A 12529-nucleotide genomic window follows, 5' to 3' on the forward strand; every position below is an offset into this window, starting at 1 on the left:
ACACTACAGGGCTTTGATCTTGGCGTACTGTTCCTTCAGATTCGTCAATGATGATTGTAAACCGGCCAGTTTCTCGCGCTCTTTGTCGATGACTTCCGGCGGAGCTTTGTCGACGAAGGCGGCATTGCTCAATTTGCCTTCGATGCGCGGCAGTTCTTTTTCGATGCGCTGAATTTCCTTGTCCAGGCGCGCCAATTCGGCGTCCTTGTCGATCAAACCGGCCATCGGGATCAGGATTTTCATGTCGCCGACCAGCGCAATCGCCGATTCCGGCGCATTGTCGCCGGGGTTCAGCCAAGTGATGATTTCCAGACGGCCGAGTTTTCGCAAATAGTTTCCAAGCTCTTGCAAATAGACTTGGTCGTTGGCATTGCCGTTTTGCAGCAGCACGTTCAATGGTTTACCCGGCGCAATGTTCATTTCGCCACGAATGCGGCGGATGCCGAGGATAAATTCTTTGACCCATTCAATCTGTGGCTCTGCTATTGGGTCAATTGCATCTGCTTTATCCAGTTCAGGATACGGCTGCAGCATAATAGTTGCTGCGGTGACGCCGGCCAGCGGGCCGACCCGTTGCCAAATCTCTTCGGTGATGAACGGCATGATCGGGTGCGCCAACCGCAACACGGTTTCCAACACCTTCAGCAAAGTTTGGCGGGTACCGCGTTGCAATAGTGCATCGTCGCTTTGCAGCGAAATTTTCGCCAGTTCCAGATACCAGTCGCAGTATTCGTTCCAGGTGAATTCGTAGATCGCTTGTGCCGCTAGATCAAAACGATAGCTTCTAATCGCTTCATTGGTATCGCTAATCGTATGCTGTAGTCGCGCCTTAATCCAGCGGTCAGCCGGGCTGTAACGGCACTCGGCGCAGTCGATACCGTTGTCCTGATCTTCGGTGTTCATCAGCACGTAACGGGCGGCGTTCCACAATTTGTTGCAGAAGTTGCGATAGCCTTCGGTGCGTTGCAAGTCAAAGCGAATGTCGCGGCCGGTCGAAGCTAGCGAAGCGAAAGTAAAACGCAGCGCATCGGTGCCGAACGACTGAATGCCATCCGGGAATTGCTTGCGGGTGGCTTGCTCGATTTTTTTGGCCAGATGCGGCTGCATCATGCCGGACACGCGCTTTGCAACCAAAGCTTCCAAATCAATGCCGTCGATGATGTCGATAGGGTCCAACACGTTGCCCTTGGATTTGGACATCTTCTGGCCTTCGGCGTCGCGGACCAGACCGTGGATATACACTTCCTTGAACGGCACTTCACCCTGGAATTTCAGGCCCATCATGATCATTCGGGCTACCCAGAAGAAGATGATGTCGAAGCCGGTGACCAATACACTGGTCGGGTAATGTTTCGCCAGTTCCGGGGTTTGCTCCGGCCAGCCCAGCGTCGAGAACGGCCATAAAGCCGACGAGAACCAGGTATCCAGTACGTCTTCGTCTTGCTTGAGCGGATAATCGGCAGCCAGTCCGTGCGTGGCGCGGATTTCGGCTTCATTATGGCCGACGTAGGTATTGCCCTGGTCGTCGTACCAAGCCGGAATCCGATGGCCCCACCAGATTTGCCGGGAGATGCACCAATCCTGGATGTTGCGCATCCACTCAAAATAAGTGTTTTTCCAGTTGTCCGGCACGAATTTGATGGCGCCGGTTTCCACCGCTTCGATGGCCGGCTTGGCCAGCGGGGCGATTTTTACGTACCACTGATTGGTCAATAACGGTTCGATCACCGCGCCGGTACGGTCGCCGCGCGGCACCATCAATTTATGGTCGGCGATTTTTTCCAGTAGGCCTTGTGCGTCCAAATCGGCAACGATTTTCTTGCGCGCTTCGAAGCGGTCCAGGCCAATATAGGCGTCAGGAATAATGGTAAAGCCATCATCGTTGCCGCGTATCGCCGCATCGACGGTAAAGATGTTGATCAAGCCGCCATGCGGTAGGTCGGCGATGGCGGATATTTGTTTGTGTCGCGACCAGACTTCGTAGTCGTTGAAATCGTGGGCCGGCGTGATTTTCACGCAGCCGGTACCGAATTCCGGATCGACATACTCGTCGGCAATAATGGGAATGCGGCGGCCGGTTAACGGCAATTCGACGAATTCGCCGAGCAGATGTTTGTAACGCTCGTCGTCGGGATGAATCGCCACGGCCGCGTCGCCGAGCAGGGTTTCCGGACGGGTTGTCGCTACCAGCAAATAACCGGTGCCGTTGGTCAAGGGGTAGCGCATATACCACATCGAGCCGTTTTCTTCTTCCGACAGCACTTCCAGGTCGGAAACAGCGGTGTGCAGCACCGGATCCCAGTTCACCAGACGTTTGCCGCGATAAATCAGGCCTTCTTCGTACAATTTGATGAACACTTCCTGCACCGCATCGGACATGCCGTCGTCCATGGTGAAGCGTTCTTTTTCCCAATCCAGCGACGAACCCATACGGCGTAGCTGGCGGGTGATGGTGCCGCCGGATTCTTCTTTCCATTCCCAGACTTTCTCGATAAACGCCTCGCGGCCCAAATCGTGGCGGGTTTTACCGTCGGCGTTGATGATGCGTTCCACCACCATTTGCGTGGCGATACCGGCATGATCGGTGCCCGGTTGCCACAGCGTGTTGTAACCTTTCATCCGGTGATAACGGGTAAGCGCATCCATGATGGTGTCTTGAAACGCATGCCCCATGTGCAAGCTGCCGGTAACGTTGGGCGGCGGAATCATAATGCAATACGACTCGCCCTCTTGTTTGGCGGCGAAGTAGCCGCTATCTTCCCAAAGTTGATACCAGCGTTGTTCGATTGCGTGCGGGGAATAGGTTTTTTCCATGTTTTTGTTGGATGAGCTTGTGGTGAAAACTAATATGATATTTTAACCGTAAAACGGTTGGGGGGTAGGGGTTTGGGTGGAAAGCTAAAAGAAGGGAAGCCTATTTCACATAGGCTGGCGAAATATACGGAACCATGTAATTGTATGTTGGGCAAGATGAGGCGGCATGAAGTTTGAATTAGAAGTAAGTCTTAGAGGCTCTGCCGACGAAGAATTGTTGGACGATTTACGTCGCAGCGCAAAAGCTCTCTGCCGAGAAACTATCACAATGGCCGAATACGCAGAAGTCGGAAAAGCTCACCCAAGCACAATTCAAAGGAGGTTCGGCTCATGGCCTAAAGCATTGAAGTTGGCTGGGCTCGAACCTAGCAGATCAAAAATAGGAATTTCCGATGATGAACTTTTCGAAAACATTAAGACGTTATGGATAAACCTTGGACGTCAACCAAGATATGGCGAGGTAAAAGCGCCTAGCTCTACGTTCTCAGCTGGAACCTATGAAAAACGATTCGGTTCATGGTTGAAGGCTCTTGGGAGGTTTGTTGAATGGGTCAACTCAGACGCCATAGATCAGCCTCATAAGATTGTAGAAGAGCAAATTACAGCGGACATAGCCATGCAGCCACACAAAGCAAAGCGCCGTACTCGCCGGGAAATATCTGATCGCCAAAGATTCCGAATCTTAGTCAGGGATGGTTTTCGTTGCAAAGCTTGTGGTGTAAGCCCCATTACGCAGCCAGGTGTTGAATTGCATGTTGATCACATTTTGCCGTGGTCAAAAGGCGGTGAGACAACCGATGACAATCTTGAAAGCAAGTGTAAGCAATGTAATCTCGGCAAGGGAAATGCCTTTAACAATTAACCAATCACTCAAATATTCATAACTCGGATTAACTCAGAACTCGTAGCCCCGATAAGCGAAGCGAAATCGGGGGAATGAAATGTTTCGAATTCGTGCGATTACGCTTCACTAGTCGCACCTACCACATCGCCACCTAACCATGACTCTCCACGACCTAACTCAACAATACGCTTCGGAAGGCCGGATCGAAGCGATCATTTTGCGTCCGGCGCGCAATGAGCCGGCGGTTGTTGTTGATGAGGCCCGCGCGGAGCCGGGTCGGGGACTACTGGGCGACCGGCGGGCAAATGCCGCTCGTTCCGGCAGACAATCGTCAAAACGCGAACTGACTTTGTTCCAGGCCGAGCATTTACCTATTGTCGCCAATTGGTGTGGACTCGGGGAATTGGAACCGAGTCGGTTACGGCGCAATCTCGTGGTTTCGGGACTCAACCTTATCGGTATGCGCTCGCCGTTTCCAGATTTGGTGTTGGAATGGGCGATTGGGGATGAAGTGATTATTCAAGTCACCGGGCCTTGCGATCCGTGCTCGAAAATGGCTGCCGAATTGGGGATGGGGAGTTATAACGCGCTACGCGGACATGGTGGGATGACGGCGCGAATTTTGGCGGGTGGCGCGATTCGAGTAGGTCACCGGGTGCGCTTGGACGCGATCCGGCATGTGGAATAATGTAGGCTGGGTTGAGCAGCGCGAAACCCAGCATTGAAGGCGTTTTGCGGGGTATTGTTTCGCTCGACTCAGCCGGCAACGGTCACGCCCTTTGCCGCTGCAACACCAAAGCTGTTTTGGTGAAGGCTTGCAATACCGGCCCCGCCCCGGCAATAGCCACCGCATCGACTAAGCAATACCAAGCCGCTACACCGCTAGGCGGGTTGCCTTGCGGCAGGTGCGAGGCGGGATCAATCTCGGCCCAAGCCCAAGTCCCGGCGCTGGTGCCGACGATTTCCAGCCAGGAGGTGATGAAGAACGCACCCAGATAAACCATCGGCGAGCGGCCTTTGAACAAGTAGCCCAAGAACACCACAAACAGCACCGCGCCGATGATGTCCAATCGTCCGAGGCCGCTCAGCCCCCACGCCACCCAGGTGCCGCAAGCCGTCACAACCAAAACGGCAATGCGGCGTGCGTGTTGCTGAAATAGTCCGGAGCGACCCAGTGCGACGGCGGTGAGATACACTAGTCCGTGACCGGCGGGTACGTAAGCCGGAACATTGCCGAAGCGGTAGATATAGCCTTTCATGTACACGGATGCGAAGTATTCGCCGATCACCGCAAAGGTTACCGCCACCGCCACCTGGGTGCGCACATACTTGCATTCGCCGCGCAGCCAGGCTATCAAAAACAGCCAGCCGAAAAACGCCAGAACGTATTGCATGAATTGCGGCGCGAAGCCGTCCATCGTCAAACAGATGGTGGTGGTGACAAAGGTAAACGCGGCAATCTGATAATCGCGTTTATTGTGCTCAGCGACTGTATTGACGGCGGGGAAGTGCGGTAAGGAAAAGAAACTCATGGCTTAGACAAAGGCGTAGGCAACGGCGATATAACGCAACACTTTACCTAAAAAAATCGCCAACAGCGAGGATAGGATGGAAAGGCGTAGCCAGCCGCCGGCAAAACACAGGCCGTCCCCGACCAGCGGTAGCCAGGAAAACAGCAAGGCCCAACTGCCCCAGCGGCGCACGGTATTTAGCGATTTTTGATGTTGCTTGGCTAAAGCTTCGGCGGGATATTTTTTGGCGGCCCACAGGCCCAACCACCAGGTGGTCATGGCGCCCAAGGTGTTGCCGATGCTGGCGATAGCCACCAACTGGCTGACGGAATGTTGTTGGCTGTTAACCAGGTAGGCCAGTACCGCTTCCGAACCGCCGGGTGCGACGGTGGACGAAATGAAAGCACTGATAAATAATCCCAGAGGGCCGAGCGATTCTAACTGCATTTGTTTAGCCCATAAAAAAGCCCCTGAAACAGCTGTTTCAGGGGCTTTTTACTTAGTCTTTATTTGTCCGGTAAGGCGATGACGTTTTTGCCGGATACCATTTTGATCAGCTTGCCGATCAGTTGCATGACATAGCCAACAGCGTGAGCGACTTGCTCCAGTACGGTAGCAACAATTTCGCCGGCGCTCATGCCTTTAAAGCGTTTTGCCAGCCAAGGTGCGGCAATAAAACCGATAGCCAAACCGACTACGGTGGTGCCGGAAACAATCGAATCATCGACTGCGGCAACAGGCACAGGTGCCGCTGCCACTACTGGGGCTGCCACGGGTGTGCTGGGGGCTGGCGCGTCGAGTTTAGGATCGTAGGGTCTGCCGCTGTAATCATCTGGGAAAATCGCCGCGGTTACCCCAGGAATGCTGGGCAAGTCCTCGCTGCCTTTGCCGACCTTCAATTGGGCTTTCATACCTTTTTCCATGTGCTGCGCGATGTCGCAATGCACTAAGTAGGTTTTGTCGCCCGGCGGTAGGATTAGCGTGCCGGATACTTTGCCGGGACCGCTGACTTCCAAATGGAACATACCTTTGGGGTACAAATATTTGGGTAATCCGTGCATCATCCATTGATGACGGATTTCATCTTCATTGACGAAATGTACAGTCAGTTTGGTGCAAGGTTCGAATTGAAACTCCTGCTGATCGAACGCAAACATGGTGCCGGGGAATTTCTCGGAATATTTGTGCCCGGCATGCACGGTAATTTCCTTGGTTGCGGCAATTTTGTCGCAGCCGCCGGGCAAGGTGTCGGTGTTCTGGCCCATAACCATGCCGCCATCCATATCCATCAAATGACCGTCGCCGTGGTTCATCATCTGATTGTGATCCTGCATTTCTTTTGCGGACGCAGCAGTCACAGATAAGGCGCAGACCAGTGTGGCAAGTGATACGAATTTGAACATTATTGCATTACCTCAAAGGGGCTTTGTGTATAGCGTGGATTATGCCGCGATAGTTCTGATTGACAAGGCTGCCGGAAATGACGTTATTCCGCCGCGCAGCATCGGCGGAATAACGGTTCTTGCGGCGTAATTCTTAGATTTCTTTCGCTTTACCAATTATGCCGTCAACTTTGCGTTTGAAACCGGCGTTAGACAGATAAAGGACGTACAAGCCAGCGAACAACACCAATGCATACAAGGCATAACTACCTTTGCTGGTCGGTTGACCCGCACCGGCTTTAAAGCTCATGTGTGCATCCAATCTTTCGCCATTATCTTGCAGTAGCGTGATGTGAATCAAATGTTTGCCGGCTTCTGGCACGCCTTGTGGCAGGTTCAGAATGACGGTGCCTGATTTATGTTTTTCGGCTGCTTGGAAGAAAACCCGTTTGCCTTCAGGCTCTTTGGTCACTTCAAATTCGATAGCCATGCCGCGATAGCGTTGGTCTTGATAGTCGAAGACCAATTGAGTCAATGTGTTGATATCGGGAATATTGCCGCAGAACTCTTCAGCCGGGTATGCGTTTGGCTGGTAGGCGGTGTAATGGATCCAGTGATCTTTTTCCAGTTCGAACTTACATTGGTCAGTATCAGTACCCGCGGCGCCACCGTGTGCCAATACTGTTGATGAAAAAATCAGGCCCAACAAGCCCAGTAAACCGTTTCTTAATATGCGAGAGCTTCTCATAAATACCCTTCCCGTGTTAATAAATGCTGTAGTTTTTATTATTTTTCATGTGGTTATACATGAACATGTTTAAATCATTGGCGAACGTAACTGCCTGATTTCGATCAAAACAGCGCTTAACTCTAGCACATCGCCCTAGCCAAAGAAAGGCTATCGTGCCGTAGTTGAGATGATCGATTCAAGCTGTAATTTTTTTTGTCAGCAATCAAAGACAATCCTTATAATGGGGTTATGAATCATCCCTTTAAATTGCCTCTGCCTGTTCAGGTCTACTGAAATATCCCCCTATCCGGTTAATTAAATAACAACAATATGTCCAAATTAATAAACTCTGCCGAATGGAATGCCGTTAAGCAACATCACCGCGAGATTGCCGGCAAATTTTGCATGAAGGATGCGTTCGATAAAGATCCGCAACGCTTCGACAAGTTTTCCGTGACATTTGGCGATTTGCTGTTCGATTTCTCTAAAAATCTAATTACCGAAGAAACTTTGCCTTTGTTGATTGAATTGGCAAGCCGCGCGGAGCTTTCCTCCAAGACCGAAGCCATGTTTTCCGGTTCCATTATTAATACCACGGAAAAACGCGCTGTCTTGCATACCGCTTTGCGTAATCGCAGCAACAAGCCGGTATTGTTTCGCGGTAAGGACGTGATGCCGGAAATTAATAAAGTGTTGGCGAAAATGCGGGTATTTACGGAACAAGTCCGTTCCGGCGCCTGGACCGGCTACACCGGCAAGACTATTACCGACATCGTCAACATCGGCATCGGCGGTTCCGATTTGGGGCCCAAAATGGTCGATACTGCATTGGCGCCTTACGGTAAAGACGGTTTGAAAGCCCACTTCGTTTCGAATGTTGATCAAACCGACATCGTGGAAACTCTGAAACCGCTCAACCCCGAGACTACCTTATTTTTGATCTCGTCAAAAACATTTACGACTCAGGAAACGATGACCAACGCCCGGTCGGCGCGTAACTGGTTTTTAAAAGCGGCGGTTGACCCGGCCAATATTTCCAAACATTTCGTGGCGATCTCGACTAATGTCGAAAAGGTTAAGGAGTTCGGCATAGACCCGGAGAACATGTTCGAGTTTTGGGATTGGGTCGGTGGCCGTTATTCCCTGTGGTCCGTGATCGGCATGTCCATTGCCCTATACATAGGCATGGACAATTTCGAAGAATTGCTGATGGGCGCGCATATCGCCGACGAACATTTCCGCAGTGCGCCATTCGAAAAAAACATCCCGGTCATCATGGGCTTGCTGGGCATCTGGTACAACAACTTCTTCGAAGCGGAAACCTACGCGATTCTGCCGTACGCGCAGTCCTTGAAATATTTTGCCGATTATTTCCAGCAGGGCGACATGGAAAGTAACGGCAAAAGCGCTACCATCAACGGTGAAAAAGTCGATTACAACACCGGTCCGATTATCTGGGGCCAACCCGGTACAAATGGTCAGCATGCCTTTTTCCAATTGATCCATCAGGGCACCAAGCTGATTCCCGGCGATTTCTTGGCGGCCGCGCAAAGCCAATACGACTTACCCGACCACCACGATATTCTGATTTCCAACTTTCTGGCCCAAGCCGAAGCGCTGATGCGCGGTAAAACCGAGGCGGAGGTTAGGGAGGATTTAAGCCATGAACCTAATCTGGATGACGCCCTGATTGCCTCCAAAATCTTCGAAGGCAACAAACCGTCCAACTCGTTTTTATTCAAAAAGCTGACCCCCAGAACCTTGGGTACCTTAATCGCGTTTTACGAACACAAAATCTTCGTACAAGGCGTGATCTGGAATATCAATTCCTTTGATCAAATGGGTGTGGAATTGGGAAAAGTGTTAGCGCGGGCGATTCTGCCGCAGCTGAAAAACGACGAGATGGTCACAGACCACGACAGCTCCACCAACGGCTTGATCAACGCTTATAAGCGCCTGCGTAAATAAGCTTAGACAATAGGCTGTTTTAGAAAACGAGCATTCTGTGTTTGGTAGGCAAGCCGTTTTCTAAACCTGAAGGTTGCAGCATATTTTCGCAGCCTTCAGGTGTCTTAACCCATTCAAGCATGCTTTGTCTGGTTAACCTTCCGGTTCGCACCCCTCACAGGCGCACAAATTGATTCAAAAAACAAAAGCTATGCTGAGTGACTACTGAGCATAATCCCGCTTAGGGTAACGCATTAGGCTTGGTGTCATTCGGCTGTTTGCTCAACAAGACTTCGTGGATTGCGGAAATGACGGACTCCGGCTTCTCCAGTGGAATGACGTGACCGCTATCTACCCAGCGTTGAATTGCCCCCGGATATAGCCGCGCAATATCCTTGCGTTTTTGATTGGCGTCGAGCGCCAGCTCAGAGGTATCCTTAAGAGGTTGCGCAGCGCTCAGCACTATGATCGGTCCGCCGCTATAGGGCGGGGCGGCCAATACTTCGTCACCGGTCAGGTCCAGAGCGGCCAGCTCTTGTTCGGCAGTTGCCGATGTCATCAAATCGAACAGCCAGCGCACCCAGAGCGGCCAGTTCTCGATTGCCCCGGCGCCTTTGAGTTGAGCAGGATGAGTGGAATCAACCAGAATCAAGGCCGCCACTTCATCTGGATGATGCCGGGCATACCATTGCATATACAGCCCGCCCAGCGAATGCCCCACCAGCACATAAGGCGGCGTTAGGCCTTGGCTGACAAGCAATCCGCGCAACTCTTCGACAATATGCCGGCCGTCCCTCGCAGTGGCCGCCTCTTCGCTATTCCCGTAGCCGGCACGGTTGTAAACCAAGGCCGTGTTATCGCGCGCTATCGTCGGATAAATTTCTGCCCACCCTTCTAAAGCCCCGCCCAGTCCGTTTTCGAAGATGACTGGTACAGTCTGGTGTTTGCTAAGCGCAAATTCCACCTGCCGGCCGGCGACTTCTGCCGTTGTTATGGCGGGGATGGTGGCGGCGCAGCCGCTTAGCGCGATTAGCCATAGCAGAAAATTGACCGTTATGGATGGTCTAAATTTCATCGGCCGCTTCCTCTGTCAGTTGAATTAGCGCTGGGTGTGCTTCACGATGGTTATTCCTGGGGAAATTACAGGGGGCGATGATTTTGCCGACGCTTGCCGCGAGCCAGCAAACCGGCCAGACCCGCGCCGAACAGCCAAGCGGCGCCGGGCAGCGGTACCGCCGCGACATCGCCGTCGCGCACCGCCCAGACGTAATAATTGGTGCCTTTGCTGATGTAGTTTTGCATGCCGGTTGCGGTGCTCAGGTACCAGGCTTTGCTGGCGTCGCCAGCGTAACTGGTGCCTAGCCAATAACCAAAGGATTGAATATGGCTGAACAGACTTTCGTCGGCGGCAGTTGCCGGATCGTCGACGATGCCGTAGCCGGACTGCGGCCCGCCACGCGAATCGAGGGAGCCTTTGTTACCGAAGTCGCCGTAATAAAGATGCGCGAGCTCCGAACTGGCCGTGGAGACGTTGAATCCGCAATCGCTACCGCTGTATCCATAGTCGCAACCGGGCACGCCCAGGTCGTTGAAGGTCGGCAAGCGCCAATCGCTGTAGGTGGTGCCGCGCACGCTGTCCGAGTAGCTGAGACCGTCCACCCAGGCCACGGCGTTTTGCCAGCTCATCTTGCCTTCGGCGTCGAAGCCGCTGGTTTTGGCGTAATTGGCGTCCGCCAGCCAGGTGACGTTTTGCGCGCTATCGTAGATCAGGCCGCCGCCGCGGTCGAACAACTGGGCTTCGGCGCTACCCGTCGCTAGCGTGCAGAGCGCGGATAACCCGGCGCATATAGCTTTATGTTTCATCATTTTTTTCCAAAAAGTTAGTTATCGAAGGCATGTAAATACTCGTAAACCTGCCTAGCGGCACCGAGCTTAAGGAGCATTATCGGAAGGTGCGTGTAGCCAGGGAACCCTACCGGAGTAGGGTGTTGGCGCGTTAGGAAGTTTTGTTAACATGTATTTTTAATTCAACTATTAGAGCGATAATTTCAAGAGGAATTTACAATGAAACGCAGTCTGAAATGCCTTGCCCTGGGCTTAATGCTGCCGGTATTACCGGCACACGCCAGTGTTTTGTATACTCTGGTGGATCTCATGCCGGAGAGCCCGTTAGTCAATTCGGGGGCGCGCGCTATCAGCGATGCCGGGCATGTTCTGGGTTTTACGGGGGATGGTGAAAGCTTTGTTTACAAAAACAATAGTGTGAGCTGGCTGTCCGTACCCAGATATGCAAACCCTACCGGGATCAATTCAAGCGGTGTGGTGGTGGGCAATTCTGCCGGGCGCGGCATAGTGCACAGTAATGGTGTCACCCAAATAATCGGTGGTTTCAGCGGCAGTCCTTATTCCAGTGTGGCCTACGGCATCAATGACGCCGGGCAAATAGTCGGCAGTGCATGGAATGCCGAGGGCAATCAACGAGCCACTATTGCCGGTAACGGCAGCTTGACTGATCTGGGAACCTTGAATGGTGGCCAATGGAGTGCGGGGAATGCGATCAACAATAGTGGTCAGGTCACTGGCGAGAGTCAAACGCCTAATGGAGGTCACGCTTTTATTACCCGTAATGGTCAAATGGTGGATCTGGGCGCTTTTGCCTGGGGTGTCAGCAGAGGTTATGCCATCAACGACCTCGGTCAGGTGGCCGGCACATCCCATGTCACCAACAATGAAAAGCACGCTTTCATTACAACGCTTGATGACCACATGGTTGATATAGGTTTGTCCGGCTATAGCAGCGAGGCATTCGGTATCAATAATGCCGGACAAGCCGTGGGATATTTCGGCGACAATTTTGGTGGATCCAAACGTGCGTTCGTTACACTCAATGGCGTCATGACAGACTTGAACACACTGATTGCAGCCAATATCGGTTGGACGCTGATGACGGCTTACGATGTCAACAATAGTGGACAAATCGTTGGGGTGGGGATCACCGCGAACGGCGTGCAACGGGCCTTTCTATTAAATCCGATTGCTGCTGTGCCCATACCCGGCGCCATCTGGTTGTTTGGTTCTGCTTTACTCGGTTTCGTTCCGCTGCGCCTGCGGGCTCGATTCTGAAAGCGCATGGAGGTTGTGGAGCTAACGCTTAGCTGCAACTTGGACAAGCAGCTCGTTACCCGGATTTAGCAAGGTTGCCGGGATTCTGAAGACGCGACAATTGGCTGCGCCTGCAAAAAAACAACCCATAACACCGCGTTAATCTCGAGCGCTTTGGCCTCTGGAAGCCACCAAAGCG

The 12529-nt window shown here is 52.4% G+C and carries 11 protein-coding genes; 4 read left to right on the forward strand and 7 right to left on the reverse strand.

What is annotated here, in order from left to right:
- Positions 1-3: 3 nt before the first annotated feature.
- Complete coding sequence (locus JL719_RS01830; RefSeq protein WP_033158514.1) at positions 4-2814, reverse strand: valine--tRNA ligase; 2811 nt, start codon at positions 2812-2814, stop codon at positions 4-6.
- A 166-nt stretch (positions 2815-2980) separates the two neighbouring features.
- On the opposite strand from JL719_RS01830, the gene JL719_RS01835 reads away from it, so the two are divergent.
- Together JL719_RS01835 and JL719_RS01840 are read left to right on the forward strand one after the other, a co-directional pair.
- On the forward strand, positions 2981-3676 hold the full coding sequence (locus JL719_RS01835) for a homing endonuclease associated repeat-containing protein (RefSeq protein WP_033158515.1): 696 nt from the start codon (positions 2981-2983) through the stop codon (positions 3674-3676).
- 139 nt (positions 3677-3815) lie between these two features.
- Positions 3816-4346: an MOSC domain-containing protein gene (locus JL719_RS01840; RefSeq protein ID WP_033158516.1), complete on the forward strand. Its 531-nt coding sequence runs from the start codon at positions 3816-3818 to the stop codon at positions 4344-4346.
- A gap of 82 nt (positions 4347-4428) precedes the next feature.
- On the opposite strand, the gene JL719_RS01845 is transcribed toward JL719_RS01840, so the two are convergent.
- The 4 genes from JL719_RS01845 to JL719_RS01860 form a co-directional block, all read right to left on the reverse strand.
- Positions 4429-5190: a hypothetical protein gene (locus JL719_RS01845; RefSeq protein WP_033158517.1), complete on the reverse strand. Its 762-nt coding sequence runs from the start codon at positions 5188-5190 to the stop codon at positions 4429-4431.
- Positions 5191-5193: 3 nt separating this feature from the next.
- Positions 5194-5616 (reverse strand): YqaA family protein, encoded by a 423-nt coding sequence (locus tag JL719_RS01850; RefSeq protein ID WP_033158518.1) that lies wholly within the window; start codon positions 5614-5616, stop codon positions 5194-5196.
- A gap of 59 nt (positions 5617-5675) precedes the next feature.
- Complete coding sequence (locus JL719_RS01855; protein WP_033158519.1) at positions 5676-6572, reverse strand: cupredoxin domain-containing protein; 897 nt, start codon at positions 6570-6572, stop codon at positions 5676-5678.
- Positions 6573-6705: 133 nt separating this feature from the next.
- Entirely contained in the window at positions 6706-7299 is a 594-nt protein-coding gene (locus JL719_RS01860) for a hypothetical protein (RefSeq protein ID WP_033158520.1), read from the reverse strand.
- Between the two features lie 312 nt (positions 7300-7611).
- Here JL719_RS01860 and pgi point away from each other — a divergent pair, with 312 nt between their 5' ends.
- Positions 7612-9249 (forward strand): glucose-6-phosphate isomerase, encoded by a 1638-nt coding sequence (pgi, locus tag JL719_RS01865; protein ID WP_033158521.1) that lies wholly within the window; start codon positions 7612-7614, stop codon positions 9247-9249.
- Positions 9250-9469: 220 nt separating this feature from the next.
- Here the strand turns inward: pgi and JL719_RS01870 are convergent, their stop codons facing one another.
- Both JL719_RS01870 and JL719_RS01875 read right to left on the reverse strand, forming a co-directional pair.
- Positions 9470-10303, reverse strand: coding sequence for an alpha/beta fold hydrolase (locus JL719_RS01870; RefSeq protein ID WP_033158522.1), 834 nt, complete (start codon positions 10301-10303; stop codon positions 9470-9472).
- A gap of 65 nt (positions 10304-10368) precedes the next feature.
- Positions 10369-11094 carry an Lcl domain-containing protein gene (locus JL719_RS01875; protein WP_084153405.1) on the reverse strand — a complete coding sequence of 242 codons (726 nt, stop codon included), beginning with the start codon at positions 11092-11094 and terminating at the stop codon, positions 10369-10371.
- A gap of 198 nt (positions 11095-11292) precedes the next feature.
- On the opposite strand from JL719_RS01875, the gene JL719_RS01880 reads away from it, so the two are divergent.
- Complete coding sequence (locus tag JL719_RS01880) at positions 11293-12351, forward strand: hypothetical protein (protein ID WP_051670330.1); 1059 nt, start codon at positions 11293-11295, stop codon at positions 12349-12351.
- Positions 12352-12529: the final 178 nt, after the last annotated feature.

This window comes from Methylomonas sp. LW13, from assembly GCF_016865255.1.
In the GTDB taxonomy this organism is placed as follows: domain Bacteria; phylum Pseudomonadota; class Gammaproteobacteria; order Methylococcales; family Methylomonadaceae; genus Methylomonas.